This window comes from Xanthobacter pseudotagetidis (assembly GCF_043194795.2).
In the GTDB taxonomy this organism is placed as follows: Bacteria; Pseudomonadota; Alphaproteobacteria; order Rhizobiales; family Xanthobacteraceae; genus Xanthobacter; species Xanthobacter tagetidis_A.
Map to the genome: position 1 here is coordinate 4,441,730 of NZ_CM195534.1, position 26,657 is coordinate 4,468,386.

General features: G+C 71.6%; 18 protein-coding genes. 13 read left to right on the forward strand and 5 right to left on the reverse strand.

What is annotated here, in order from left to right; translation table 11 throughout:
- The first annotated feature begins 44 nt into the window (after window positions 1–44).
- The 3 genes from V5F67_RS20270 (at window position 45) to V5F67_RS20280 (ending at window position 5,875) form a co-directional block, all read left to right on the forward strand.
- Window positions 45–893 (forward strand): alpha/beta hydrolase, encoded by an 849-nt coding sequence (locus V5F67_RS20270; protein ID WP_394020413.1) that lies wholly within the window; start codon window positions 45–47, stop codon window positions 891–893.
- A gap of 23 nt (window positions 894–916) precedes the next feature.
- Complete coding sequence (locus V5F67_RS20275) at window positions 917–2,113, forward strand: efflux RND transporter periplasmic adaptor subunit (RefSeq protein WP_394020415.1); 1,197 nt, start codon at window positions 917–919, stop codon at window positions 2,111–2,113.
- A gap of 534 nt (window positions 2,114–2,647) precedes the next feature.
- Window positions 2,648–5,875 (forward strand): efflux RND transporter permease subunit, encoded by a 3,228-nt coding sequence (locus V5F67_RS20280; RefSeq protein ID WP_394020417.1) that lies wholly within the window; start codon window positions 2,648–2,650, stop codon window positions 5,873–5,875.
- Between the two features lie 229 nt (window positions 5,876–6,104).
- On the opposite strand, the gene V5F67_RS20285 is transcribed toward V5F67_RS20280, so the two are convergent.
- Complete coding sequence (locus tag V5F67_RS20285; protein WP_394020419.1) at window positions 6,105–6,788, reverse strand: sulfite oxidase-like oxidoreductase; 684 nt, start codon at window positions 6,786–6,788, stop codon at window positions 6,105–6,107.
- Window positions 6,789–7,135: 347 nt separating this feature from the next.
- Between V5F67_RS20285 and murB the strand changes: the two genes are divergently transcribed.
- The 8 genes from murB to recN all read left to right on the forward strand — a co-directional run bounded on the left by murB (window position 7,136) and on the right by recN (window position 18,760).
- On the forward strand, window positions 7,136–8,059 hold the full coding sequence (gene murB, locus V5F67_RS20290) for a UDP-N-acetylmuramate dehydrogenase (RefSeq protein ID WP_394020437.1): 924 nt from the start codon (window positions 7,136–7,138) through the stop codon (window positions 8,057–8,059).
- Window positions 8,060–9,350: 1,291 nt separating this feature from the next.
- Window positions 9,351–10,271 carry a D-alanine--D-alanine ligase gene (locus V5F67_RS20295; protein WP_394022243.1) on the forward strand — a complete coding sequence of 307 codons (921 nt, stop codon included), beginning with the start codon at window positions 9,351–9,353 and terminating at the stop codon, window positions 10,269–10,271.
- Window positions 10,238–11,212 (forward strand): cell division protein FtsQ/DivIB, encoded by a 975-nt coding sequence (locus tag V5F67_RS20300; RefSeq protein ID WP_394022244.1) that lies wholly within the window; start codon window positions 10,238–10,240, stop codon window positions 11,210–11,212. The genes V5F67_RS20295 and V5F67_RS20300 overlap by 34 nt, the downstream gene beginning before the upstream one ends.
- Complete coding sequence (gene ftsA, locus V5F67_RS20305; RefSeq protein ID WP_394022245.1) at window positions 11,209–12,537, forward strand: cell division protein FtsA; 1,329 nt, start codon at window positions 11,209–11,211, stop codon at window positions 12,535–12,537. Before V5F67_RS20300 ends, ftsA begins: the two co-directional genes overlap by 4 nt.
- Before the next feature lie 89 nt (window positions 12,538–12,626).
- Window positions 12,627–14,513 (forward strand): cell division protein FtsZ, encoded by a 1,887-nt coding sequence (gene ftsZ / locus V5F67_RS20310; RefSeq protein WP_394022246.1) that lies wholly within the window; start codon window positions 12,627–12,629, stop codon window positions 14,511–14,513.
- A gap of 294 nt (window positions 14,514–14,807) precedes the next feature.
- Window positions 14,808–15,743, forward strand: coding sequence for a UDP-3-O-acyl-N-acetylglucosamine deacetylase (gene lpxC, locus V5F67_RS20315; protein ID WP_394022247.1), 936 nt, complete (start codon window positions 14,808–14,810; stop codon window positions 15,741–15,743).
- A gap of 452 nt (window positions 15,744–16,195) precedes the next feature.
- Window positions 16,196–17,050: an outer membrane protein assembly factor BamD gene (locus V5F67_RS20320; protein WP_394022248.1), complete on the forward strand. Its 855-nt coding sequence runs from the start codon at window positions 16,196–16,198 to the stop codon at window positions 17,048–17,050.
- Between the two features lie 6 nt (window positions 17,051–17,056).
- Window positions 17,057–18,760 (forward strand): DNA repair protein RecN, encoded by a 1,704-nt coding sequence (recN, locus tag V5F67_RS20325; RefSeq protein ID WP_394022249.1) that lies wholly within the window; start codon window positions 17,057–17,059, stop codon window positions 18,758–18,760.
- Window positions 18,761–19,020: 260 nt separating this feature from the next.
- Here recN and V5F67_RS20330 read toward each other — a convergent pair whose 3' ends face one another.
- From V5F67_RS20330 to olsB, 3 genes are all read right to left on the reverse strand, one after another.
- Window positions 19,021–19,986 (reverse strand): IS5 family transposase, encoded by a 966-nt coding sequence (locus V5F67_RS20330; RefSeq protein ID WP_509210584.1) that lies wholly within the window; start codon window positions 19,984–19,986, stop codon window positions 19,021–19,023.
- 450 nt (window positions 19,987–20,436) lie between these two features.
- Window positions 20,437–20,859, reverse strand: a complete 423-nt coding sequence (gene arfB, locus V5F67_RS20335) for an alternative ribosome rescue aminoacyl-tRNA hydrolase ArfB (RefSeq protein ID WP_394017834.1) — start codon at window positions 20,857–20,859, stop codon at window positions 20,437–20,439.
- A 106-nt stretch (window positions 20,860–20,965) separates the two neighbouring features.
- Entirely contained in the window at window positions 20,966–21,871 is a 906-nt protein-coding gene (gene olsB, locus V5F67_RS20340; RefSeq protein ID WP_394018242.1) for a l-ornithine N(alpha)-acyltransferase, read from the reverse strand.
- 932 nt (window positions 21,872–22,803) lie between these two features.
- On the opposite strand from olsB, the gene V5F67_RS20345 reads away from it, so the two are divergent.
- Window positions 22,804–23,418 carry a hypothetical protein gene (locus tag V5F67_RS20345; protein ID WP_394017835.1) on the forward strand — a complete coding sequence of 205 codons (615 nt, stop codon included), beginning with the start codon at window positions 22,804–22,806 and terminating at the stop codon, window positions 23,416–23,418.
- Between the two features lie 204 nt (window positions 23,419–23,622).
- Here the strand turns inward: V5F67_RS20345 and V5F67_RS20350 are convergent, their stop codons facing one another.
- The gene (locus V5F67_RS20350; protein ID WP_394017836.1) at window positions 23,623–25,155 is read right to left on the reverse strand and encodes a YifB family Mg chelatase-like AAA ATPase; all 1,533 of its coding nucleotides are present in this window, start codon (window positions 25,153–25,155) and stop codon (window positions 23,623–23,625) included.
- A gap of 141 nt (window positions 25,156–25,296) precedes the next feature.
- On the opposite strand from V5F67_RS20350, the gene V5F67_RS20355 reads away from it, so the two are divergent.
- Window positions 25,297–26,571 carry an MFS transporter gene (locus V5F67_RS20355; protein WP_394017837.1) on the forward strand — a complete coding sequence of 425 codons (1,275 nt, stop codon included), beginning with the start codon at window positions 25,297–25,299 and terminating at the stop codon, window positions 26,569–26,571.
- Window positions 26,572–26,657 lie beyond the last annotated feature (86 nt).

Here is a 26,657-nt window from a genome sequence, read left to right on the forward strand (position 1 = left end):
CGCACAAATCCCCCCTGCCGTAGCGGGGTCGAGGCCGAAGGACCATGAGCACCATCCCATCTCCCCTCTCCTGCCCGTCCTGGACCGAGCGGCGCATCGCCACCGCGTCCGGCGAGGTGCCGGTGCGGGTCTATGGGCGGCCGGCGGCCGGCGCGCCGCTGGTGCTCAACCTGCACGGCGGCGCCTTCACCGAGGGGTCGTGCCAATGCGGCGACCTCGTCGCCCGCCTACTGGCGGCGGCGGGCGCGGTGGTGGTCTCGGCCGAGTATCCGCTCGCCTGCGAGCATCCGTTCCCGTTCGCGCTGACCGCCATGGCCGGCCTGCTGGCGGCGCTCTACGCCCAGCGCGGCGAGATCGCCCGCAAGTCCTCGAAGCTGTTCGTGGCCGGGGTCGAGGCGGGCGGCAACCTCGCCGCCGGCCTCGCCATGATGGCGCGCGACCAGCAGCAGCCGCCGCTCGCCGGGCAGATCCTCATCTCGCCGATGCTGGACCCGACGCTCGCCACCGCCTCCTGGCGCGACGCCGAGATCGGCGCTTCCGGCTGCAAGTGGGCGGACGGCTGGCAGAAATATCTCGGCACCGCCGACAAGGCGTCCCACCCCTATGCGGCGCCGCTCGCCTCGTCCCGGCTCGCCGGCCTTGCCCCGGCGCTGATCGTCAGCGCCGAGGACGACCCGCTGCGCGACGAGAGCGTCGCCTATGCCCGCGCGCTCGCCAAGGCGGGCGTGGCGACCACCATCCAGGTGCTGGAAGCCCCCACCGAATGGCCCGAGGGCCTCGACGGCGAGGCCGCCGCGCCGCCGGCCTGGGAAGCGCGCCTCACCGCGCTGTTCGCCGCCTTCTTCAAATCCGCGACCGGGCGTCGGAAAGCCGCCGCCCTGTCCGTCCTCTGACCGAACGCATCCAGGAACGACCCATGACCCGCCTTTTGTCCCTGAAGCGCCTGCTCTTCCTCGGCATCGCCGTGGGCGCCCTCGGCGCCACAAGCCTCACCCTCCTGCCCGAGCACGGCGCGAAGGCCGACCCCGCCGCAGCCTCGGCGAGCGCCCCGCCCCCGCCGCCGGTTTCGGTGGCGACGGTGGAGCCGCGCCAGACCCAGCTCTATGACGAGTTCTCCGGCCGCCTGGAGGCGGTGGAGCGCGTCGAGGTGCGCTCTCGCGTCGCCGGACAGGTGAAGTCGGTGCACTTCCGCGAAGGCGCGCTGGTGAAGGCCGGCGACCTGCTGGTCACCATCGATCCCGAGCCGTTCCAGGCCGAGGTGGACGAGGCGAGCGCGCAGGTCACGTCCGCCGAGGCGCGGGTCGAGCTGGCCAAGAACGAGCTGGAGCGCGGCGAGCGGCTGATCAACTCGCGCACCATCTCCCAGCAGAACATCGACGAGCGGGTGAACGCCGAGCGCGCCGCCCGCGCGGCCCTGCGGGCGGCGGAGGCGAAGCTGCGCTCGGCCAAGCTGAACCTGTCCTACACCCAGGTCCGCGCGCCGGTCGCCGGCCGGGTCGGCCGCCTGGAGATGACCGTCGGCAACCTGGTGGCCGCCGGCCCAGGCGCGCCGGTGCTCACCTCGCTGGTCTCGGTGGATCCCATCTATGCCAGCTTCTCGGCCGACGAAGGCGTGGTGCTGAAGGCGCTGGCCGCGCTCGGCGGCGCCGACGGCGGCATCGAGCGCATCCCGGTGCTCATGAGCACCGGCGCCGGCAGCCCCATCGAGGGCCGCATGCAGCTCATCGACAACCAGGTGGACGCCCGCACCGGCACGGTGCGCGTGCGCGCCCAGTTCGCCAACGCGGACGGCATCCTCATCCCGGGGCAGTTCGTGCGCCTCAAGATGGGGCAGGTGAAGCCCGAGCCGGCGCTGCTGGTGAGCGAGCGGGCGGTGGGCACCGACCAGGACAAGAAGTTCGTGTTCGTGGTGGGCGCCGACAACAAGGCGGTCTGGCGCGAGGTGACGCTCGGGCCGGCGGCCGACGGCCTCAGGGTCGTCACCGCGGGCCTCCAGCCCGGCGAGCGGGTGGTGGTCAACGGCCTCCACCGCGTGCGCCCGGGCGCCGAGGTGACGCCGCAGCCGGTGCCCATGCAGGTATCGCAGGCCGCGACCGGCGCCGCCGTCAAATAACCATCGCCGTCATGCTCCCGGCGCGTCCGGGGCATCCATTCCCGAGGCGGGGACAATAGGGCCGCCGGCTGCTCCGGGCGCATCTCCCCTCCCCCTTGTGGGAAGGGGTGGCGAGCGGCGCCGATGCCCAGGACGCCCGGCCGGGCATGGGTCCTCCGGTCAAGCCGGGGGGCGACGGTCGGAAGGATCGGTGGCGGCGGGAAGGATCGACGGCAGGGCGAGACCCCTCCGGCGCCAGAAAGAAGCGCCGTCATGCTCCGGCTTGACCGGAGCATCCATTCCCCGGGGCCGGGATACCGGCCACCAGCATGGGCCCTCCGGTCAAGCCGGAGGGCGACGGCGGGAAAGAGCTGAGTTCCCAATCCCTCTCCTCCCCCAGGGAGAGGGTCGGGTGAGGGCTGGCCGATGGCCACCGCCCCCGGCCGGAGGCCGGCCCTCGCCCATCTCCTTTCGCGGCTCCTGCCCGGTCGGGCCGAGCCTTCGCGTTCCGCGTTCCGAACCAACGTCCAGCCGCCTCCGACGGAGGAAGGTGCCATGAACCTGTCCAAGTTCTTCATCGACCGCCCGATCTTCGCGGGCGTGCTGTCGGTGCTCATCTTCCTCGCCGGCCTGATCGCCATGCGCGCGATGCCGATCTCGGAATATCCCGAGGTCTCGCCGCCCCAGGTGGTGGTGCGCGCCACCTATCCCGGCGCCAACCCCATCGTCATCGCCGAGACCGTCTCGACGCCGCTGGAGGAGGCCATCAACGGCGTCGAGGACATGCTCTACATGTCCTCCCAGGCCACCACCGACGGCATCATGACGCTGACGGTGACGTTCCGCCTCGGCACCGATCCGGACAAGGCCCAGCAGCTGGTGCAGAACCGCATCTCCCAGGCCGAGCCGCGCCTGCCCGAGGAGGTGCGCCGCCTCGGCGTGACCACGGTGAAGTCGTCGCCCGACCTCACCATGGTGGTGCACATCCTCTCGCCCAACAACCGCTACGACACCACCTACCTGCGCAACTACGCGGTGCTCAACGTCAAGGACCGCCTCGCCCGCATCGAGGGCGTCGGGCAGGTGCAGATCTTCGGCGCCGGCGACTATTCCATGCGCGTGTGGCTCGACCCGCAGAAGGTGGCCGAGCACGGCCTGTCCGCCACCGACGTGGTGAACGAGATCCGCGCCCAGAACGTGCAGGCGGCCACCGGCGTGGTGGGCGCCTCGCCGGCCCAGCCGGGGGTCGACCTCCAGCTCTCCATCAACGCCCAGGGCCGGCTCGCCAGCGTCGAGGAGTTCGGCGAGATCGTGGTGAAGAGCGGCACCGGCGGCGAGATCGTGCGCCTGCGCGACATCGCCCGCATCGAGCTCGGCGCCGCCGAATACGCGCTGCGCTCGCTGCTCGACAACAAGCAGGCGGTGGCGGTGCCGCTGTTCCAGGCGCCCGGCTCCAACGCCATCCGCATCGCCGACGAGGTGCAGCGGGTGATGGCCGAGATCAAGCAGAACATGCCCGAGGGCGTGGACTACGCCATCGTCTACGACACCACCCAGTTCGTGCGCGCCTCCATCGACGCGGTGGTGCACACGCTGCTGGAGGCGGTGCTGCTGGTGGTGCTGGTGGTGATCGTGTTCCTCCAGACCTGGCGCGCCTCCATCATCCCGCTGCTCGCCGTGCCGGTGTCCATCGTCGGCACCTTCGCGGTGATGTACGTGATGGGCTTCTCGGTGAACGCCCTCACCTTGTTCGGCCTCGTGCTCGCCATCGGCATCGTCGTGGACGACGCCATCGTCGTGGTGGAGAACGTGGAGCGCAACATCGAGGAGGGTCTCTCCCCGCGCGCCGCCACCTACAAGGCCATGCAGGAGGTGTCGGGCCCCATCATCGCCATCGCGTTGGTGCTGGTGGCGGTGTTCGTGCCGCTCGCCTTCATCAGCGGCCTGACGGGCCAGTTCTACCGCCAGTTCGCGCTCACCATCGCCATCTCGACGGTGATCTCGGCCATCAACTCGCTGACGCTCTCGCCCGCGCTCGCCGCGCTGCTGCTGAAGGGCCACGACGCGCCCAAGGACCGTCTGACGCGGGTGATGGACACGCTGTTCGGCTGGTTCTTCAGCGGCTTCAACCGCGCCTTCTCGGCCGCCTCGCGCGGCTATGGCGGCATCGTCGGGCGCATCGTCACGCGGCGCGTGGTGATGCTGGGCCTCTATCTCGTCATCGTCGCCCTCACGGTCGGCGTGTTCCGCGCCGTGCCGTCCGGCTTCGTGCCGGGGCAGGACAAGCAGTATCTGGTCGGCTTCGCCCAGTTGCCGGACGGCGCCACGCTCGACCGCACCGAGGAGGTGATCCGCAAGATGAGCGAGATCGCCCTCAAGGAGCCGGGCATCGAGAGCGCCATCGCCTTCCCGGGCCTGTCCATCAACGGCTTCACCAACTCGTCGAACTCCGGCATCGTCTTCGTGACGCTGAAGCCGTTCGAGGAGCGCCACGACCCGCATCTGTCGGGCAACGCGCTGGCGCTGGCGCTGAACATGAAGTTCGCCGCCATCCCCGAGGCCATGATCGCCATGTTCCCGCCGCCGCCGGTGTCGGGGCTCGGCACCATCGGCGGCTTCAAGCTGCAGATCGAGGACCGCGCCGGCCTCGGCTACAAGGCGCTGGACGACGCCACCAAGGCGTTCCTCGGCAAGGCCATGCAGGCGCCCGAGATCGCCGGCCTGTTCTCCTCCTACCAGGTGAACGTGCCGCAGCTCTATGCCGACATCGACCGCGTGAAGGCGCGCCAGCTCGGCGTCGCGGTGACCGACGTGTTCGAGACCATGCAGATCTATCTGGGCTCGACCTACGTCAACGACTTCAACAAGTTCGGCCGCACCTACACGGTGCGCGTCCAGGCCGACGCGCCGTTCCGCGCCCGCGCCGAGGACGTGGGGCAATTGAAGGTGCGCGCACAGAGCGGCGAGATGATCCCGCTCTCGGCGCTGCTGAAGGTGCGCGCGGCGGCGGGGCCGGAGCGGGCCATGCGCTACAACGGCTTCCTCACCGCCGACGTGAACGGCGGCGCGGCGCCGGGCTTCTCCACCGGCCAGGCCCAGGCGGCGGTGGAGCGCATCGCCCGCGAGACCCTGCCCAAGGGCTTCGACTTCGAATGGACCGAGCTGACCTACCAGGAGATCCTCGCCGGCAACTCGGCGATCTACGTGTTCCCGCTCGCCATCTTCCTGGTGTTCCTGGTGCTCGCCGCCCAGTATGAGAGCCTCATGCTGCCGCTGGCGATCCTCATGATCGTGCCGACGGGGCTGTTCGCCGCCATGACCGGGGTATGGCTCTCGGGCGGGGACAACAACGTCTTCACCCAGATCGGCCTGTTCGTGCTGGTGGGGCTGTCGGCCAAGAACGCGATCCTCATCGTCGAGTTCGCGCGCGAGCTGGAGTTCGCCGGGCGGACGCCCATCCAGGCGGCGATCGAGGCGAGCCGGCTCCGGCTGCGGCCGATCCTCATGACCTCGCTCGCCTTCATCATGGGCGTGGTGCCGCTGGTGCTGTCGGCGGGGGCCGGCGCCGAGATGCGCCAGGCCATGGGCATCGCCGTGTTCTCCGGCATGATCGGGGTGACGTTCTTCGGCATCTTCCTGACGCCGGTGTTCTACGTGATGCTGCGCGCGCTCTCCGGCAACCGGCCGCTGACCCAGCACGGCCCGGCCCCGATCGCCGCCGAGCCGGCCGGGCACGGCGCCCCGGCCATGCCGGCGCCGGCGGCGCACAAGGCGGAGGAGTGAGGCGGGGGGCGATGTCCTCAGGTCCCGACACCCCCTCCCCCCTCGCCCCTTCCCACAAGGGGGAGGGGAGCCGCCAACGACAACCGCGACGTGAAAACCCCCTCCCCCTTGGGGGGAGAGGCAGGGGTGGGGGTGCCGGAACGCCGGAAACGCCCGCGACGCAGAAGATGGATGCTCCGGTCAAGCCGGAGCATGACGGCACGAAAAGGGAGGCCGGAATGGGCGCCCCTCAGTCGTCCGAATAGCGCTGCTCGGCCCAGGGGTCGCCGCGCATGTGGTAGCCGCGCTCCTCCCAGAAGCCGGCCTTGTCGGCGGCGATGAACTCGATCGACTTCAGCCACTTGGCGCTCTTCCAGAAATAGAGGTGCGGCACCACGAGCCGCATGGGGCCGCCGTGCTCGCGGGTGAGCGGCGCGCCCTGCCAGGAATGGGCCAGCAGCGCATCCTCGGCGGCGAAGTCCTCCAGCAGCAGGTTGGTGGAATAGCCGTCGAACGAATGCAGCATCACCGCCGCCGCATGGGGCGCGGGCATCACCAGGTCGAGCAGGTCGTGGGTGGAGACCCCCTGCCAGGCATTGTCGTAGCGCGACCAGGTGGTGACGCAGTGGATGTCGCTCACGAAGCTCTTCTGCGGCAGCGCCAGGAAGGCGTCCCAGTCGAGCGAGACCTGATTCTCCACCGCTCCCGACACGTCGAGCCGGAAGCGCATGGGCGGCACCATGGGCTGGATGCCGAGGTCGAGCACCGGCCAGTCCTTCACCAGATGCTGGCCCGGCGGCAGGCGCTCGCTCTCGGGCCGCGCCACGCGGCCGGTGAGGAACCGGCCTTCCTTGGCCCAGCGCAGCTTGGTGCGGGTGAGCTTGGTGTCCTCCGGCAGCCCCTCGGGCGGGCCGGCGTCGACGAGGTCGGTCATGGCATCCTCCGGGTCAAGGCCGCGGTGTCCCGCGAAGAGTAGCACGGCGCGTGCAGCCTTGTTTTCACAATGCCCGGCGAGCCGGCGGCGGCGCGAAACCCCTCCCCCTTGCGGGGAGGGGCGCTGTCGCGGCGCCCCCGCCCCCTCACCCCTCCCCACAAGGGGGAGGGGAGCAGCCCGGCCGCCCCGCGCTTGCCCTTCCGGCGCGCATGTGGGAGAGGGCAGCCCTGTCGCGATGCGCCTGGCACCGGGCGCATCCGTGCCCTTCCGGCACGCATCCCGGCGAGGGCGCACGCGCCGGGCCGGCCGGCATCACGGGACGATCCAAAGTGACGGACAATCAAAGCTTGGCGGCCTCCGATCTCGCAACCGACCTCAAGCAGGCGATGCCCGACCTGCGCGGGTCGCTCCAGGCCGGCGTGTCGCTGGCGGACCTCACCTGGTTCCGGGTCGGCGGCCCCGCCGAGGCGCTGTTCCTGCCGGCGGACGCGGACGACCTCGCCTATTTCCTCGCCCGCCTGCCGGGCGAGGTGCCGGTGACCGTCATCGGCCTCGGCTCCAACCTGATCGTGCGCGACGGCGGCATTCCGGGCGTGGTGATCCGCCTCGGGCGCGGCTTCTCCGAGGTCGCGGTGGAGGGCACCCGCATCACCGCCGGCGCGGCGGTGCCGGACGTGAAGGTCGCCCGCGCGGCCGGGGATGCCGCCATCGCCGGCTTCTCGTTCCTGCGCGGCATTCCCGGCTGCATCGGCGGCGCGCTGCGCATGAACGGCGGCGCCTATGGCGGCGAGACCAGGGACGTGGTGGTCGAGGTGGAGACCGTGACCCGCAAGGGCGAGAAGGTCACGCTCTCCAACGCCGACATGGGCTATTCCTACCGCCATTCGTCGGTGCCGGACGACATGATCTTCACCCGCGCCACCTTCGAGGGCCGCACCGGCGACGCGGAGGTGATCGCCGCCGAGATGGCGAAGATCACCGAGAGCCGCGAGGCGACGCAGCCCATCAAGAGCCGCACCGGCGGCTCCACCTTCAAGAACCCGCCCGGCACCAGCGCCTGGAAGCTGGTGGACGCCGCCGGCTGCCGCGGGCTGGTGGTCGGCAACGCGCAGGTCTCGGAGCTGCATGCCAACTTCCTGATCAATCTCGGCGGCGCCACCGCCGCCGACATCGAGGGCCTCGGCGAGGAGGTGCGCCGGCGCGTGAAGGAAACCAGCGGCGTGACGCTGGAGTGGGAGATCAAGCGCATCGGCGTGCCGAAAGCGGGGTAGGCGCGCGGCGCGCCCTGCCGCGGGGCATGGATGCCCCGGACGAGCCGGGGCATGACGGCGGTTTGGGATGGGGCGGGCCGCTTCCGCAGTCCCGCCGTCGCCCTCCGGCTTGACCGGAGGGCCCATGGCAAGGCGCGCGGCGCGCCCGGCCGCGGGGCGTGGATGCTCCGGTCGAGCCGGAGCATGACGGCGGTTTGAGATGGGGCGGGCCGCTTCCGCAGTCCCGCCGTCGCCCTCCGGCTTGACCGGAGGGCCCATGGCAAGGCGCGCGGCGCGCCCGGCCGCGGGGCGTGGATGCTCCGGACGAGCCGGGGCATGACGGCGGTTTGGGATGGGGCGGGCCGCTTCCGCAGTCCCGCCGTCGCCCTCCGGCTTGACCGGAGGGCCCATGACAAGGCGAGCGACGCGATCTGCCGCGGGGCGTGGATGCTCCGGTCAAGCCGGAGCATGACGGCGGTTAGGGTTTCAGCGCTCTGCCGTTCCTGTCACCACCGTCATCCCCCGGCTTGTCCGGGGGATCCACGCAGCGGCTGGTCCGGCGCAGCATTTTGGGCCATCCGCAGGCGGCAGGGTGGATGCCCCGGACGAGCCGGGGCATGACGGCGGTTTGGGATGGGGCGGGCCGCTTCCGCAGTCCCGCCGTCGCCCTCCGGCTTGACCGGAGGGCCCATCTTGCGGCCAGGCGCACGGTGGGGAGGGGGCATGGATGCTCCGGTCAAGCCGGAGCATGACGGCGGTTTGGGATGGGGCGGGCCGCTTCCGCAGTCCCGCCGTCGCCCTCCGGCTTGACCGGAGGGCCCATCTTGCAACCGGGCGCATGGTGGGGAGGGGGCGTGGATGCTCCGGTCGAGCCGGAGCATGACGGCGGTGTTGGCGGCAGCATGACGGTGGTGTTGCCGGCTGCCGAAGCCCTTTCCACACCGTCCGATCCCATGGAACCGCCGCCCCTCCCCGGAGGGGCGGGGGTGGGGGTCGCGCGACATCGAGGCTTCAGGGGCGCTTTTTTCCGCGCGTTCCGGACACCCCACCCCTGCCCCTCCCCACAAGGGTGGCCCCGGAAGCGGGAGGGGCGGGGCCTGGAAATCTTGGCGCTCCGCGGCCAGGGCCACGGCCGGGCCGGCGAACAGTGGCAACACCGCGCGCGGCCCATTATGGATTTGGAGAGGGTTCGGCGGTGGAATGCTCCCGCCGGCCGGCTCCGGCTTCGGCGCGCTTCCGCACGCCCCTGCAATGCCAGGCCCGGCGCATCGGGCACCGCCGCACCCGCGCGGCGCATGAAGGACGAGACGAGATGGCGAAACACGTGGCGGTGCTGATGGGCGGCTGGTCCGCCGAGCGCGAGGTGTCCCTGAGGTCCGGCGCGGCCTGCGCCGCCGCGCTCGAAGGCGAGGGCTACCGCGTCACCCGCGTCGATGTCGGCCGCGACGTGGCCGAGGTGCTGGCCCGCCTCAAGCCCGACTGCGCCCTCAACGTGCTCCACGGCCGTCCCGGCGAGGACGGCACCATCCAGGGCATCCTGGAGATCCTGCAGATCCCCTATTCCCATTCCGGCGTGCTCGCCTCGGCGCTCGCCATGGACAAGGCGCAGGCGCGAATCACCCTCGCCGCGGCCGGCGTGCCAGTGGCGGCGGGGCGCACGGTCTCGCGCGCCGAGGCCGCGGCCGGCCACGTCATGGAGCCGCCTTACGTGCTGAAGCCGATCTGCGAGGGGTCGAGCTTCGGCGTCTTCATCGTGCGCGAGGACCAGGCCCACCCGCCCCAGGAGCTCAACCGGGACGACTGGTCGTATGGCGAGCTCCTGCTGGCGGAGCGCTTCATTCCCGGCCTGGAGCTGACCTGCGGCGTCATGGGCGAGGACGCCCTCGGCGTGATCGAGATCGAGTCGGCGCACAAGTTTTACGACTACGAAAGCAAGTACGCACCGGGCGGCTCGGTCCACATCCTTCCGGCCCGGATTTTACCTGAAGTTTACCAGCATGTGCGGATGTTGAGCGTGACGGCGCACCGAGCTCTCGGCTGCCGGGGGGTGTCGCGATCCGACTTCCGATTTGACGACCGCACGGGGGATCTCTCCGGCCTCGTCTGCCTCGAAGTCAACACCCAGCCCGGAATGACCGAGACCTCGCTCGTGCCCGATATGGCGGCCCATGCGGGCATATCGTTCGGCGAGCTGGTCAAATGGATGGTCGAGGACGCGTCGCTCCAACGCTGAAGCCGAAGAGGCCCGCGGCGCCGCGTCCAGCGCCGGTGCCGCCGGACCGGCACAAGCGCCTGCCGCCCGAGCCGCGGCCCGCGAGCCGCCTCTCCCTGCTGCTGCGCCGCCTCTCCGTTCGCCTCGCCGCCTCCAGCCTCGGCCGGCGCGGCGCCAGCATGCTCACGGTGGCGGTGATCGGCGGCTTCTCGCTCTACGGCACCGTCATCGGCGGCCATGTGGAGGAGGCCAAGGAGATCGGCCTCGACATCGCCGACGCGGCGGCCAACATCGCCGGCTTCAAGGTGGTGCAGGTGAACCTGTCGGGGCAGAACCACGTCACCCCGGCGGAGATCCTGGAGGCGGCCGGCATCAAGCCCTCCACCTCGATCCTGTTCGTCCACGCCGACGAGACCCGCGCGCGCCTCGAGGCCATGCCCTGGATCCAGTCGGCGAGCGTGCGCAAGTTCTATCCCGACCGCATCGACATCGCCATCACCGAGCGGGTTCCGTTCGCGCTCTGGCAGATCAACCGCGAGATCAACGTGATCGGCCGCGACGGGCGCATCATCGCCCCCTATTCGGACGATCCGCGCTACATCAACCTGCCCATCGTCGTCGGCGAGGGCGCCGACCGGCAGGTGGGCGAGATCGTCGACGTGCTGGCGCGCATGCCGGTGATCGCCGACCAGGTGCGCGCCGCCATCCTCGTCGCCGAGCGGCGCTGGACGCTGAAGATGCGCAACGGCATCGACGTCCGGCTGCCGGAGGACGGGCTCGAAGGCGCCCTCGCGCAGCTCGCCGACCTCGACCGGGAGAAGAAGCTCCTCTCCCGCGACATCACCATCATCGACCTGCGCCTTCCCGACCGCGTGGCGGTGCGCCTCTCCGACGCCGCGGCGGACGCGCGGGCGCAGATGCTCAAGGCCAGGGCCAAGGCGAGGAAGGGAGGCGCCACATGAGCAGGCACAGGCTCGCCCAGGGCTTCGCGCCCAAGATGCGTCCGCTGCCGCGGCGCAAGAGCGGCATCGTCGGCGTGCTCGACATCGGCACCGGCAAGGTGGTGTGCGCCATCGCCCGCCTGAAGCCGCGCGGCGCCTCCGACGTACTCACCCGCCGCACCCATGCGGTGGACGTGCTCGGCATCGGCCACACCCGCGCCCACGGCATCAAGGGCGGCGCGGTGGTGGACATGGCGAAGGCCGAGCTCGCCATCCGCCAGGCGGTGGACATGGCCGAGCGCGCCGCCGGGGTGCAGATCGCCTCCGTGGTGGTGGGCGTCTCCGGCGGGCGCCTCGCCTCGCAGCATTACGAGGCGGCGGTGCGCCTCACCGCCCCGGCGGTCGAGGAATTCGACATCCGCCGCGTGCTGGAGGCCGCCTCCACCTACGGGGTGGGCGACGGCCGCGCGGTGATGCATGCGCTGCCGGTCGGCTACTCGCTCGACGGCCGGCGCGGCATCGGCGAGCCGTGCGGCATGCTGGGCCGCGAGCTCGGCGTCGACATGCACGTCATCACCGCCGACCTCACGGCGCTGAAGAACCTCGTTCTGTGCATCGAGCGCTGCCACCTCTCCATCGAGGCCATGGTGGCCGCGCCCTATGCGGCGGCGCTGTCCTCGCTCACCGACGACGAGATGGAGCTGGGCGTCACCCTCATCGACATGGGGGCCGGCACCACCACCTTCTCCATCGTCCAGGGCGGGCACTGCATCCACGTGGACGGCATCGCCATCGGCGGCCAGCACATCACCAACGACGTCGCCCGCGGGCTGCCCGCGCGCCTCGCCGACGCCGAGCGCATGAAGGCGCTGCACGGCGCCGTGGTGGCGGTGTCCTCGGACGACCACGACATGCTCACCGTGCCGCCGCTCTCCGGCGAGCCGCGCGACCAGCCGCACATGGTGCCGAAGTCGCGCCTCGTCACCATCGTGCGCCCGCGCGCCGAGGAGATCGTCGAGCTGATTCGCGACCGCCTGAAGGCGACGGGCCACGCCTCCGACGCCGGCCGGCGCATCGTGCTCACCGGCGGGGCGGCGCAGCTCCAGGGGCTGCCGGACCTCGTCGCCCGCGTCGTCGGGCCGCAGGTGCGCATCGGCCGTCCGCTGGGCGTGTCGCGCCTTCCGGAAGCCGCGCGCGGGGCCGCCTTCGCGGTCACGGCGGGCCTGCTCGTCTATCCGCAGGTGGCCGGGCTCGAGCATTTCGAGCCGCGCCGCCGGCAGGCCGCCAGCGGCGAGGCGCCGGGATATTTCGGCCGCGTGGGACGCTGGCTGAGGGACAGCTTTTAGACATGGTTAACGAACGGTGCCGTAGAAATTAACCCAGGCACGATTCGTAAACGCGGGCCGCGTAGGGTCGGGTTCGACGGAGCAACAGCATGACGATCAATCTTCAGATGCCCGACATTCGTGAGCTTCGTCCGCGGATCACGGTGTTCGGCGTGGGCGGCGCCGGTGGCAACGCCGTCAACAACATGATCGAGGCGGGCCTCAACGGGGTCGAGTTCGTGGTGGCGAACACCGACGCCCAGGCGCTGGCGCTGACCAAGGCGCAGCGCGTGGTGCAGATGGGCGTGGCGGTGACCGAGGGCCTCGGCGCCGGCTCGCAGCCGGAAGTCGGCCGCGCCGCCGCCGAGGAGGTCCTGGACGAGATCCGCGACCACCTCTCCGGCTCCCACATGGTGTTCATCACCGCCGGCATGGGCGGCGGCACCGGCACCGGGGCCGCCCCGGTGGTGGCGCGGGCCGCGCGCGAGCTCGGCATCCTGTGCGTCGGCGTGGTGACCAAGCCGTTCCACTTCGAGGGCGCCCGCCGCATGCGTGTGGCCGAGCACGGCATTAACGAGCTGCAGAAGAGCGTCGACACGCTCATCGTCATCCCGAACCAGAACCTGTTCCGGGTCGCCAACGAGAAGACCACCTTCGCCGACGCCTTCGCCATGGCGGACCAGGTGCTCTATTCCGGCGTCGCCTGCATCACCGATCTGATGGTGAAGGAAGGCCTCATCAACCTCGACTTCGCCGACGTGCGCGCCGTGATGCGCGACATGGGCAAGGCGATGATGGGCACCGGCGAGGCCTCGGGCGACAAGCGCGCCCTGCAGGCGGCCGAAGCCGCGATCGCCAACCCGCTGCTGGACGAGACCTCCATGCGCGGCGCCGGCGGCCTGCTGATCTCCATCACCGGCGGCAAGGACCTCACCCTGTTCGAGGTGGACGAGGCCGCGACCCGCATCCGCGAGGAGGTGGACCCGGACGCCAACATCATCCTCGGCGCCACCTTCGACGAGGGCCTGGAGGGCATCATCCGCGTCAGCGTGGTGGCCACCGGCATCGATCCGGCGGTGATCCCCGAGCAGGTGATCCCGGCGGACCGCTTCCCCGATCTCCAGGGCCGCAAGATGTCCAATGCCGGCCGCGCCGCCGTTGAGGCGAGCCGCGAGGCGCAGATCCGCAGCGCGGTGGCCGCCATCTCGGCCGAGGACCTGGTCGGGCTCGAGACGGAAACCGCCGGCCTGCTCGGCCAGCCCGACGCCTTCGCGCCCGAGCCGCCCCGGCAGGAGCGCATGCCCGAGCGCGGCGCCGTCGCCATCGACGACGTGACCATCCGCGAGGCGGCGCCGAAGCCGTCCTTCTTCATCGAGCCCGAGCCCGCGCCCGCGGCGCCGGCGCCGATGGAGGACGACTTCGCCCCCTACATTCCGCCTCAGGGCCAGCGCCCGCGTCCGCCGCGCATGCCGCGCCTGGAGGAGCTGCCGCTTCCGGCCCAGAACCAGATCCGCGCCCAGCGCGGCGAGGCCCCGGCCGAAGGCCAGGGCGACAAGAAGCGCATGAGCCTGCTCCAGCGCCTCGCCAATGTGGGCCGCCGCGAGGAGCCCGAGGCCGAGCCGCAGCAGCGCCGCGACCAGCCCAGCATGCGCGCCCCCGGCCGCCCCCCGGAGGGCCGTCCCGAGGCCCGCGCGATGGAGCCGCGCGGCCAGCGCCCGCCGATGGCGCCGCCGGCCGAGAACCGCCCCATGGACCCGCGCGCCGGCGAACGCCGTCCGCGGCCCCAGGGCGAGCGGCCGATGGGCGAGCGGCCGATGGGTGAGCGGCCGATGGGCGACCAGCGCCCGACCCTGCCCCAGCGCCCTGGCGACCCGGTCTCCGAGTTCGCCAAGCGCCCCGCTCCCCGCCCGGCGGCCGAGGTGCCCCAGCGCGCCATGCCCCACGACGAGGACGAGCAGCTGGAGATTCCCGCCTTCCTGCGCCGGCAGGCCAACTGACCGGCCCGTCACGGACGTAACAAAGGCCTGGAGCCGCGCCATCAACGCGGCTCCAATTCATTGATATTTAATGATAATTTCAATTACCGCGATGGTAACAGGCGGTAAGCAAGCGTGATTTGGCGCCGCAGCCTCATCCGACTACGGTTCACCCAACGCCTCGGGCGATTCCCGGTTCCGCCGTTTCCGAATTATTCGGGAAAGATCGGCGAAAGTAGGAACGCAAGGTGATGTTTTGGGGGAGGGAAGTGGGCAGCCTTCGGGTGGCCCGTTCCCTGAAGAACGGTGCGGAAGATGCAGACCACGCTCGCGCGAGAGATTACCCTGAAGGGGGCCGGCGTCCACGCCGGGGTCGAGGCGACCATCACCCTGAAGCCCGCGAGCGCCAATACCGGTATCGTCTTCGTCCGTTCCTTCGCCGACCAGTCGCCCCGCAAGGCCGCCGTCTCCCACAAGTCCGTCCAGGCCACCGACCTCGCCACCGTTCTCGGCGACCGCTCGGGCATCCTCGTCTCCACCGTCGAGCATCTCCTGTCCGCCTTCGCCGGCCTCGGCGTCGACAACGCGACGGTCGAGATCGACGGCCCCGAGGTTCCGATCCTCGACGGCAGCGCCGCCGACTTCGTGGACGCCATCGACGACGCCGGCGTGGTCGAGCTGCGCGGCCGCCGCAAGTATCTGAAGGTCCTCAAGCCCATCCGGGTCGAGAACGGCGCCTCCTTCGGCGAGCTTCTCCCCTACGACGCCGGCTTCCGCCTCGAGGTCGAGATCGACTTCTCCCACGAGATGATCGGCCGCCAGCGCTTCGCAGCCACCATGAACCCCGGCGTGTTCCGCCGCGAGCTGGCCGCCGCCCGCACCTTCGGCTTCCTCAAGGACGTGGAGCGCCTGCGCTCGGCCGGCTATGCCCGCGGGGCGGCGCTCGAGAACACCATCTGCCTCGACGACGCCGGCATCATCAATCCCGAGGGCCTGCGCTTCGACGACGAGTTCGTGCGCCACAAGGCGCTGGACGCGGTGGGCGACCTGGCCCTCGCCGGCCTGCCGCTGCTGGCCCGCTACCGCTCGTTCCGCGGCGGCCACAAGCTGAACTTCGCGGTGGTGGACGCGCTGCTGGCCGACCGCTCGGCCTTCGCCGTGGTCGAGGAGGCCGCCCGGCCGGTGCGCGACACGGTGGGCGTGGACCTCGGCGTCGCCGCGCCGGTGCCGGTGTTCGCGCCGGACGTCTGATCGTTCCGATCTCGTTCGCCGATCTTGCGCCCGATCTTGTTTGCTTGAACCTCCTCGCCCGGCGGGTCCTCCCGCCGGGCGTTCCTTTTGCGCCCCGTCCGGTCCGGCCCCTCAGGCCGCCGGAGCCCCTTTCGTCCGCGGGGTCCCGGCGATCACCTCCAGGGCTCGAATGATCGGGGCTCGAATGATCGGGGCGCGAATCACCGGGGCGCGAATAACCGGGGCGCGCCGGTGTGGCCCCGGCGACACGCCCCGCCAAAGGAAATGCTTTGCCGGCCGGATGCTGCCACAATACCGGCCGAAAAATCCCCTACCCGCATCTGCGGCGAGGCGCGGGCGGGCCGAAGGCCGAGAGCAGAGCCGGGGGGCGGCGATCGCGACGCGATTTCCTTAACCCGCGGGCTTCTATAGAAACGCAGCAGCCGAACGGCGCGGCACGGAAACGGATCGTGATGCCATCTTCGACCGAAGCTCACACGTTGCGCGGGGGCCTCAGGGCCGCTTTGTGCGCCGTCTCGCTCGCCTGCGCGCTGCTCCTGTCCGCCTGCGCCAGCGACAAGGACGAGGTGCTCCCCCCCGACGAGCCGGCGGAGAAGATCTACAACGAGGGCCTGACCCTGCTGCGCAAGCAGCAGCCCGACCAGGCCGCGGCGCGATTCGAGGACGTGGACCGCACCCATCCCTATTCGGAATGGGCCCGCAAGGGGCTGCTGATGGCCACCTATTCCTATTTCGAGGCCGGCAAGTACGACGAGGCCATCGCCTCCGGCCGGCGCTACGTGGCGCTCTATCCCGGCTCGCAGGACGCGGCCTACGCCCAATACCTCGTCGCCTCCTCGCTCTACGAGAACATTCCCGACATCACCCGCGACCAGCGCAAGACCCGCCAGGCGCTCGACGCGCTCGAGGACGTGGTGCGCAAGTATCCCAACACGGAATACGCCGCCACGGCGAAGAGGAAGATCGAGGTGGCGCGCGACCAGCTGGCCGGCAAGGAGATGATGATCGGCCGCTACTACATGGAGCAGCGCAACTACACCGGCGCCATCAACCGCTTCAAGGTGGTGGTGACGCAATACCAGACCACGCGCCAGGTGGAGGAGGCGCTCATGCGCCTCACCGAGTGCTACATGGCGCTCGGCGTGGTGAGCGAGGCGCAGACGGCGGCCGCGGTTCTGGGCTATAACTTCCCCGACAGCCCGTGGTACAAGGACGCCTACAAGCTGGTCTCCGCCGGCGGCGCCACGCCCCAGGAGAACAAGGCGTCCTGGATCAGCCAGGCATTCAAGAAGATGGGGCTCGGCTAAAGGTCCATGCTCTCCTCGCTCTCGATCCGGGACATCGTCCTCATCGAGAAGCTCGATCTCTCCCTTGCGGACGGGCTTACCGTCCTCACCGGCGAGACGGGAGCGGGCAAGTCGATCCTGCTGGATGCCGTGTCGCTCGCCCTCGGCGGGCGCGGCGACGGCGCCCTGGTGCGCCACGGCGCCCAGAAGGGCCAGGTGACCCTGGTCTTCGACCTTTCCGCCGACCATCCCGCCCACGACATCCTCGCCGGCGCCGATCTGCCGGACGAGGGCCCGCTCGTCATCCGCCGGGTCCAGATGGCGGACGGGCGCACCCGCGCCAGCATCAACGAGGAGCAGGTCAGCGTGCAGACGCTGCGCCTCATCGGCGCGAGCCTCATCGAGCTGCACGGCCAGCACGACGACCGCGCCATGGTGGATGCCGCGAGCCATCGCGCGCTGCTGGACGCCTTCGCCGGCCTTTCCGGCGCCTCTGCCGGCCTCGGCAGCCTGTGGCGGCTGTGGCGCGAGGCGCTGGAGAACGCCCGCGCCGAGCGCGCGCGCATCGTCGCCGCCGAGAAGGAGGCCGACTTCATCCGCCACGCGGTGGAGGAGCTGGGCGCGCTCGCCCCCAAGGCCGGCGAGGAGACGCAGCTCGCCGAGCGCCGCGCCGCCATGATGCGGTCCGAGAAGATCGCCGGCGACCTTTCCGAGGCGCTCGACGCGGTCTCGGGCGGCGCCTCGCCCATCCCCGCCCTCGCCGCCGCGGTGCGCCGTCTGGAGCGGCGCGCCGGCGAGGCGCAGGACTTGGTGCGGCCGGCGGTGGCGGCCATCGACGAGGCGCTCAACGCCCTGGAGCTGGCGCGCGGCCACCTGGAGAGCGCGCTGGCGGACGCCGCCTTCGAGCCGGCGGAGCTGGAGCGCATCGAGGAGCGGCTGTTCGCCCTGCGCGCGGCGGGCCGCAAGTACGCCTCGCCCGTGGACGACCTGCCGGCGGTGGTCGCCCGCTTCGCCGGCCAATTGGAGCGGCTCGACCAGAGCGCGACCTATCTCGCCGGCCTGGAGAAGGTCGCCGCCGACGCCGAGGCCGCCTACCGCGCTGCCGCCGACGCGCTCTCGCAGGGCCGCAACGCCGCCGCCCGGCGCCTCGACGCGGCGGTGGGCGCGGAGCTCGCGCCCCTGAAGCTGGAGCGCGCCGCCTTCATCACCCAGGTCGCGAGCGACCCCGCGAGCGCCGGCCCCGACGGCTACGACCAGGTGGAATTCTGGGTGCGCACCAATCCCGGCACCCGCCCCGGCCCGCTCATGAAGGTGGCCTCGGGCGGCGAGCTCGCCCGCTTCCTGCTGGCGCTGAAGGTGGTGCTCGCCGACAAGGGCTCGGCGCCGACGCTCGTCTTCGACGAGATCGACACCGGCGTCGGCGGCGCGGTGGCGGACGCCATCGGCCAGCGCCTCGCCCGGCTCGCCGACAGGGTGCAGGTGCTGTGCGTGACCCATGCCCCCCAGGTGGCGGCGCGGGCGCGCCACCACCTGCTCATCGCCAAGGGCGCGCGGGAGGGGGCGGCGCAGGACGCGGCGCGCGCCGCCGATCACGACGCGCCGGTGACCACCTCGGTCGCGGTGCTCGGCACCCGCGACCGGCGCGAGGAGATCGCCCGCATGCTGGCCGGCGCCACCGTGACCGCCGAGGCCCGCGCCGCCGCGGACCGGCTGCTGAAGACGGCACGGTAGGCAAGCCCCGAGCGGGCCGCCGGAAGCCGGCAGGCGCCGGCGGGCCAGGAAGCCCCAGAGACCGGGAAGCCTCAGAGATCGGGAAGCCTCAGAGACCGGGACACCTCCGAGACGAAAAGCCGCCGCGCTCCCTCTCCCGCTTGCGAGACCTCTGCGAAACATCGCGTCACGGCTGGGATTGAGCGTTTGGCGTGTTCCGAGGGTGTTGCGCACCGAAGCGATGGGAGTGCGCGGACGCTTCGGGCGAGCGCCTGTGGCGCTCAGGCGGCCTTGCCGGTCAGGGTCCTGAGGTTGAAGGCGATGAGCATCAGGTCCAGGTGGAAGGCGTTGGCGAGCAGGCCGGTGTAGCGCATCCGCCCCAGGCCGTAGCGCCCCTTGAGCTGGGAGAAGGTGCGCTCGACGCCGGAGCGCACCCGGCCGATCAGCGTGTTGCGCACCGCCTGCCAGCGGGGCAGCCCCTTCTGGTGCTTGTTCCGGCGGTGCTGGATGCGGTCCTTGATGCCCTGCGCCTTCAGGGCCTGCCGCCGCGCCTTCTTCTCGTAGGCCTTGTCGGCATAGACCGCCCGTTCGTCGCCCAGGATCAGGCGATCGGCGACCTCGCTCTCATACACCTTGGCCGGGGTCAGGACCCGGCTTCTCACCAGGCCAGAGGTCTGGTCCACACCGATATGGACCTTGTAGCCGAAGAACAGGGTGCGCGCCGTCCCCCGCCGGGTCCAGTTCGCGTCCGGGTCCTGCGGCGAGCGGCTTTCCTGCTCCCGCGGCGTGGAGCGGGAGGGCGGCGGGCGCACCGCGCTCTGCACCAGGGTGGCGTCGATCAGGGTGCCGGTCTTGAGCACGAAGCCCGCCGCTTCCAGCTGGCGCAGCACCTCGCAGAACAGCGCCTCGCCCAGGCCCGCCTGCTTCAACGCGTTGCGAAACCGGCACAGCGTCGTCTCGTCGGGGGTGGCGGCATCCAAGGCGAGGCCGCAGAAGCGACGGAACGACACCCGGTCCAGCAGGGCTTCCTCCAGGCCCGGATCGGACAGGCCGTACCATTGCTGCAGCAGCAGCGCCTTGAACATCGACAGCGGGCTGTACGGCGGACGCCCGGTCTCGCCGGGCCGCACCGCCACCACCAGCGCCTCGATCCGCGTCCAGTCGAGCAGACCGCTGATCCGCTCGAGCCGCGCATTGCGCCCAAACCCCGCAGGCAACAATGCGTCAAGGAAGCTCTGTTGATCCATCACCGCATCCCCCTCACACGCAGTGAATCACAACCCAAAGCTCACGTCATTTCGCAGAGGTCTCGCGAGCGGGGGAGGGTTGGGGAGGGGGAACCGGGGAGGGTTGGGGAGGGAGGAATTCTGGGCGGCTGAGGAAGGCCGCGCGCAAGGACGCCACGGCACGGCTCAAGCCTCTCCTGCGGCTCGGATTTGCCCGCGCGCCGGCCCGTGCGGCCCTTCCGGCCCGAGCCGTGCTGCCCCCTCCCTGGCCCTCCCCCGCAAGCGGGAGAGGGAATGGCGCGCTGCTGGAAGGGCCCGGAAGCCTCCAAGCCGGATGCCCCTTGAACTTGGCCCCTTGAACTTGGCCCCTTGAACTTGGCCCCTTGAACTTGGCCCCTTGAACTTGCCGCCTGGCAGCCGATGCCTTCCGGCCGGATGCATCCGGCGAATCAGGTCGGCGGCGACCCGCGCTCACTCCTGGCCCGGCTTGTCCTGCCTCAGGCTCTTCACCGCCCCGCGGCGCGCCTTGGCCTCCAGCCGGCGCGTCTTGGAGCCGAGGGTCGGGCGGGTGGGACGGCGCGGCGGGTCCACCTTGAGCGCGGCGCGCACCAGCTCGACGAGGCGCTCGATCGCGTCCTCGCGGTTGCGCTCCTGGGTGCGGAAGCGCTGGGCCTGGATCACCAGCACGCCCTCGCGCGTCAGGCGCCGGCCGGCGAGCGCGGCAAGGCGCGCCTTCACCGCCTCCGGCAGGCTCGGGGAGGCGGCGACGTCGAAGCGCAGCTGCACCGCGCTCGACACCTTGTTCACGTTCTGCCCGCCGGGCCCGGAGGCGCGCACGAAGGCGAGGACGATCTCCTCCTCGGGGATGCGGATGCGGGGCGAGATCTCGATCATGATTCGGCGGTTCCGGGCCGCGCCAGCATAGGCGGTCCGCCCGGATCGCGCATGCGCGCCGCGCCCGGTCCCCCTGCTCGCAGCCGGTAGGCCGGACTGCGCCGCCTCAGATGGCGTGGCGGTTGGCGGAGGGGCCGAAATGCTCCACGTAGCGCGGGCTCAGCGCCGAGACCGGAAGCATGATCAGCACGTCGGTGGTGCCGAACTGGTGGTCCACCACCGCCCCGTCGCCCACATAGCCGCCGAGCCGCAGGTAGCCCTTGATCAGCGGCGGCAGCGCGTGGAGCGCGGCCTTGGGATTGATGTCGGCCTTGGCCATGCGGTCCATGGCGGTGTAGCGGCGCTCCACCGCGCGGGCGCGCCATTCCTCGGGCGCGCGGGCGTTGTGGTGGAGGAAGGAGAGCGGCAGCGCGAGCGCGTCGGGGTCGGTGCCCTCGAGGCTGGCGCAGCCGAACATCACGTCGATCTTGTTGCGCAGGATGTAGGTCCACACGCCGTGCCAGAGCAGCTCCACCGTGCGCTTGTTGCGGTAGGGCTTCAGCACGCAGGAGCGGCCGAGCTCCAGGAACCGCAGGCCCGGATGGGCGGCGATGATGCCGGAGACGTCGAACTCGCCCTGGGTGTAGAAGCCGCCATGGCGCTGGGCCACGTCCTGCTTCAGCAGCCGGTAGGTGCCGACCACCTTGGGCTTGCGGCGCCCGAGCACCATCTTGCCCGCCTCGTGGTCGAGCACCAGGATGTGGTCGCAGATGGTGTCGAAGCTGTCCATGTCGCGGCGCGCGAGGCGGGCGGCGGCGTCGGGAACCGCGGCCATCTCCTCGTAGAACACCTTGTAGCGCAGGCGCTGGGCGCGGCGCACGTCGCGCGCGGTGCGGGCGAGCCGCACCTCCAGCGCGCCGAGGCGGCCGAGCACCACGCTGTCCTTGAGCGGCACCGCCTCGCGGTGGCGGATGCCGGAATAGGCGCGCAGGTCGGTCACGAACTTCTGCGGGTCGGGCAGGAGCGGCTTCACCGGCGCGTCGCCGCCGTGGCGGTCGGACAGGAACGGCAATGCCGTGTCCTTGCCGAACCAGGGTTGCGCGAACAAGGGCGCGCCGGGCGTCATTGCCCCCTCGCCGAGCCTTCCGGCCGGCGGCTTCAGGCCCGGCCACTTGGCGAGGCTCTCCTTGGCCACGTCGATCCCGCGCCCCACCAAGGCGGGGAAATCGAAGCCCGGCTCGTTCTGTCCGCTGCGTTTCATTGCAACGCCCCCTCCCTCGGGCCGCTGCGGGCGACCTGCGCGGCCCCGCGCCCTTCGCCTCTCCTCGCTTCCGAGGGCATCCCCATATCCCGCCGCATGCCCCGGCCGGCACTGCCCTCAGAACCCGTCCCGGGACCCGCCTTGCGCCGGGTGATCGAGAGCAACACCATAGTTTTCCAACGCCCGTGTGACAATCTCTGCCGCCCCGCCCGTTCTTCCACCGATGGCGGCGGACGCGCTCCGACCATGAAGAGAACGCGCTTTCCGCCCGGCCAGCGATGCGGGCCAGGCAGCGCGCATCCTAGCACTGACCCAAGGGCATGTCGCCCGACCGGATCGCCGGGTGATGGGTCAGTTTGAATTCCCAATGCCGCGCCGGGCGCCACGGGGAACCCTCCCCCGCAAGCGGAAAGGGGAGCTTGGCCCGGGCGACATCCAAACGGAGACACCACCGATCGCCGGGCCGGAGAAGCCCGGCCGCCCCGGGCGCGCGTTGCCTCGCGGCGGCGCCAATGCTAGAGCACGCGCCGGCCGCACGGCCCGCGGGATGGTCGGAAAGACGTTCTTTGCCTTGACGTTAGAGGCCAATTCGCCGGGCAGCCCATTCCAATTTTACCCGGATCGCGCTCTGGTGCCACGGCGCGGTCCTGCCTGCTTCGCGGCACCGGCGCTCTGATACCCGCATTCTCCATGGGGCATCCCCGATGACATCCTGCTGCATCTCTTCCGTCCGTGCCGCCGCGGTGCTGCTGGCCGGCCTTCTCGCGTTCGCCGCGCCGGCCCAGGCGCAGCCGCGCCCGACCCCGGCGAACGTGACCTCGGTGACGCTGCCCGGCGTCGGGCCGGTGAACATCCTCACCTACAACGCCGCCTTCGTTTCCGGCGATCCGGCGACACGCCGGGTGGTGCTGGAGACCCCGAACGGGCGGCGCTGGTCGGTGCGGGTGCCGGCGCTCTATGCCGACGTGCTGAGCATGCCGGTCGGGCAGAACCTCGTCATCCGGGTCCTGCCCGGCGAGGTGACCGCGCTCGGCAAGGCGCACCAGGGCAAGCCGGGCGAGGTGCTGGCGGAAGAGGTGCTCGACGCGGGACTCCCCGGCTGGCCGCAGGATTTCGGCGTGCGCAAGGTGACGATCACGACCATCTTCGTCGGCATCGACAGGGCCGCCGGCACCGTCACCTTCGAGGCGCCCGACGGCACCGTGCGCACCATGGCCTCCACCAATCCCAAGGTGCTCGGCGACCTGCAGCAGGTCTCGCCCGGCGACCTGGCGCAGATCACCTATTTCGAGGGCCTGACCGTCAACGCGGTGCAGTGAGCGGGCGTTGATGACCGGGCGCAGGTGAGCGGGCGAAGGCGAGCGCCGCGTCGGTGAGCGCCCGGGCGGCGCCCATGGCGCGCCGGCCCGCATCCGCTCCGCCCGCCGCGGCTCCGCGTCCCGAGGCGGCCTTCATGGCGCCCCCAACGGCGGCCCCAACGGCGGCCCCAACGGCGGCCGTCACGACCGCCCCGTTGCGGACGCTTACGCCGCCGCGCGCGGGCGCTCGGCGGCGACGCGATAGGCCAGCGCCTCGGCGAGGTGGCGCCGCCCCACCCCGTCCGCGCCGTCGAGGTCCGCCAGCGTGCGCGCCACCTTCAGCACCCGGTGATAGCCGCGCGCGCTGAGGCGCATGGCGTCCGCCGCGTCCCTCAGCAGCGCCGCGCCGGGCCCGTCCGGCTGGGCCACCGCGTCGAGCAGCGGGCCGGAAGCCTCGGCATTGGTGCGCACGTCCGGCCGCCCCAGGGCGCCGTAGCGCTCGGCCTGGATATCCCGCGCCATGGCGACCCGCGCCGCCACCTCGCGCGAGCCTTCCGCCGGCGCCGGCAGGACGAGGTCCGAGGCCGAGACCGCGGGCACCTCCAGATGGATGTCGATGCGGTCGAGGAACGGGCCGGAGAGGCGCGCCTGGTACTCGTCGGCGCAGCGCGGCCCCCTTTTGCAGGTGAAGCCCGGCTCGCCGGCGCGCCCGCAGCGGCAGGGATTCATGGCGGCGATGAGCTGGAAGCGGGCGGGATAGGTGACGCGGTGGTTGGCGCGCGCGATCAGCACCTCGCCGCTTTCCAGCGGCTGGCGCAGGCTGTCCAGCACCTGGGGCGTGAACTCGGGCAGCTCGTCCAGGAACAGCACGCCGTTGTGGGCGAGCGAGACCTCGCCCGGCCGCGCCTTGATGCCGCCGCCCACCATGGCGGCCATGGAGGCGGAATGGTGCGGCGCCCGGAACGGCCGGCGGTCCATGAGCGCGCCGTTCTCGATCGTGCCCGCCACCGAGGCGATCATGGACACGTCCAGCATCTCGGCCGGCGAGAGCGGCGGCAGGATCGAGGGCAAACGCTGGGCGAGCATGGACTTGCCCGACCCCGGCGGGCCGACGAACAGCAGATTGTGCCCGCCGGCCGCGGCCACCTCCAGCGCGCGCTTCGCCGCCTCCTGGCCGCGCACGTCCCTGAGGTCGAGCGGCGCCAGCGCCGGCTCGCCCATGCGCGGCTCGGGGCGCGCCATCACCTGCCGCCCCGAGAAATGGTTGGCGAGGGCGATGAGGGAGACCGGGGCGAGGATGTCCATGTCCGGGCTCGCCCAGGCCGCCTCGGCGCCGCAGGGCGCGGGGCAGATGAGCCCGTGCCCGCGCGCATTGGCGCCGATGGCGGCGGGCAGCACCCCGGCCACCGCCGCGAGCGTGCCGTCGAGGCCGAGCTCGCCCACCACCGTGAAGCCCGCGAGCGCATCGGCCGGGATGGCGCCGATGGCGGCCATGAGGCCGAGGGCGATGGGCAGGTCATAGTGCGAGCCTTCCTTCGGCAGGTCCGCGGGGGCGAGATTGATGGTGATGCGCCGCGCCGGCAGCGCCAGGCCGGAGGCGATCAGCGCCGCGCGCACGCGCTCCTTGGCCTCGGTCACCGCCTTGTCGGGCAGGCCGACGATGGTGAAGGCCGGCAGGCCCGCGGCCACGTGCACCTGCACGTCCACGGGGCGCGCCTCCACCCCCTCGAACGCCACCGTCGCCACGCGCTGGATCATGCGCGCCCCCTGAAGCCCCTGATTGCGGAAGGCTAGCGGAGCACGCGAGGCGGCGCAAGAACGAATTGAGAACATCCGTGACCCATTCCCTCGCCGCCCAACCGCGCCTAGGGTGCGCGGGTGGTGCCGGGGGAGGGACGCATGGCGGCGACGCGGTTTCGCTACGTGGTGGTGCTGCTGCTCTTCATCATCACGGTGGTGAACTATGTGGACCGCGCCGCGATCTCCTATGCCATCCCGGCCATGGAGGCCGAGCTCGGCCTCTCCAAGCTCGATGCCGGCACCATCCTCGGCGCCTTCGGCATCGGCTATGCGGTGACGACGCTGATCGGCGGCTTCGCGGTGGACCGCTACGGCGCGCGCCTGGTGCTGACCATCGCCGCGGTCATGTGGAGCCTGTCCATCGGCCTCACCGGCGTCGCCTCGGGCTTCCTCACGCTCTATCTGGCGCGCACGCTGCTCGGCGTCTCCGAGGGGCCGAACTTCCCGGCCATGACGGGCGCCCTGGCGCGCTGGCTGCCGCCCGCGCAGCAGGCGAGCGCGCACGGCTACGCGCTGCTGGCGGTGCCGGTGGCGCTCGCCATCGGCGGGCCGATCGTCACCCAGCTCCTGGCGCTGCTCGACTGGCGCTGGACCTTCGGCGTGCTGTTCGCGCTGTCGGTGGCCTGGGTGCCGCTGTGGTTCCTCCTGTTCCGGAACGACCCGGCGCAGTCGCCGCACGTGAACGCGGCGGAGCTTGCGGAGATCCGCGCCGGAACCGCCTCCGCCCCGCCGCCGGCGAGGAGCGTCTGGCCAGAGCGCGCGGTGCTGCGGGCCCTTTTGACCAACCGCACGCTGCTCGCCAACTACTGGGCGTTCTTCGTGTTCGGCTATTTCCTGTTCTTCTTCATGGGCTGGCTGCCGAGCTACCTGCACAGCGTCTACAAGCTGGAGCTGACCACGGTGGGCGCCTTCACCGTGGTGCCGTGGCTCGCGGCGGCGGCGGCGCTGTGGGCGCTCGGCCTCCTGTCGGACCACCTGCTGAAGACCACCGGGCGCCTCAGGGTGGCGCGCTCCTACGTCATCGCCGGCAGCCAATTGGTGGCGGCGCTGGCGGTGGTGCCGGTGGCGTTCGCCGACAACCTCCTGGTGGCGATCGCCGGCATCACGGTGGCGGTGGCCGCCTCCATGGGGGCGAACGCGGCCTATTACGCCGTCAACGTCGACATCGTGCCGGAGCGGGCGGCCACCGCGCTCGGCATCATGGACTTCGCCTTCGCGCTCGCCGGCTTCCTCGCCCCCGCGCTCACCGGATGGGTGCTGCATCTGCGCGGCTCGTTCACGGACGGCTTCCTGCTGATGGCGGCGCTCGCCCTGTCGTCGGTGGTGGTGATGCTGGCCTTCCACCGCCCGGACCGCGACCGCAGGGCTCCCTGAGGAGCCCTGCGTCCAGGCGCCTTGCGCCCGGCGCCGGGCCGGGCTGAAATCCCGCCCCCAGATTCCGCCCCCGCGCGCGCACCGGA

Bases quoted from the DNA above. Each gene is read 5' to 3' on its own strand.
- ftsA (WP_394022245.1), top strand. From the start codon at position 11,209: ATGAGCAGGCACAGGCTCGCCCAGGGCTTCGCGCCCAAGATGCGTCCG.
- V5F67_RS20350 (WP_394017836.1), bottom strand. From the start codon at position 25,155: ATGATCCAGCGCGTGGCGACGGTGGCGTTCGAGGGGGTGGAGGCGCGC.
- V5F67_RS20275 (WP_394020415.1), top strand. From the start codon at position 917: ATGACCCGCCTTTTGTCCCTGAAGCGCCTGCTCTTCCTCGGCATCGCC.
- arfB (WP_394017834.1), bottom strand. From the start codon at position 20,859: ATGATCGAGATCTCGCCCCGCATCCGCATCCCCGAGGAGGAGATCGTC.
- recN (WP_394022249.1), top strand. From the start codon at position 17,057: ATGCTCTCCTCGCTCTCGATCCGGGACATCGTCCTCATCGAGAAGCTC.
- V5F67_RS20320 (WP_394022248.1), top strand. From the start codon at position 16,196: ATGCCATCTTCGACCGAAGCTCACACGTTGCGCGGGGGCCTCAGGGCC.
- lpxC (WP_394022247.1), top strand. From the start codon at position 14,808: ATGCAGACCACGCTCGCGCGAGAGATTACCCTGAAGGGGGCCGGCGTC.
- V5F67_RS20330 (WP_509210584.1), bottom strand. From the start codon at position 19,986: ATGGATCAACAGAGCTTCCTTGACGCATTGTTGCCTGCGGGGTTTGGG.
- V5F67_RS20355 (WP_394017837.1), top strand. From the start codon at position 25,297: ATGGCGGCGACGCGGTTTCGCTACGTGGTGGTGCTGCTGCTCTTCATC.
- ftsZ (WP_394022246.1), top strand. From the start codon at position 12,627: ATGACGATCAATCTTCAGATGCCCGACATTCGTGAGCTTCGTCCGCGG.
- V5F67_RS20300 (WP_394022244.1), top strand. From the start codon at position 10,238: ATGGATGGTCGAGGACGCGTCGCTCCAACGCTGAAGCCGAAGAGGCCC.
- V5F67_RS20285 (WP_394020419.1), bottom strand. From the start codon at position 6,788: ATGACCGACCTCGTCGACGCCGGCCCGCCCGAGGGGCTGCCGGAGGAC.
- V5F67_RS20280 (WP_394020417.1), top strand. From the start codon at position 2,648: ATGAACCTGTCCAAGTTCTTCATCGACCGCCCGATCTTCGCGGGCGTG.
- V5F67_RS20270 (WP_394020413.1), top strand. From the start codon at position 45: ATGAGCACCATCCCATCTCCCCTCTCCTGCCCGTCCTGGACCGAGCGG.
- V5F67_RS20345 (WP_394017835.1), top strand. From the start codon at position 22,804: ATGACATCCTGCTGCATCTCTTCCGTCCGTGCCGCCGCGGTGCTGCTG.
- V5F67_RS20295 (WP_394022243.1), top strand. From the start codon at position 9,351: ATGGCGAAACACGTGGCGGTGCTGATGGGCGGCTGGTCCGCCGAGCGC.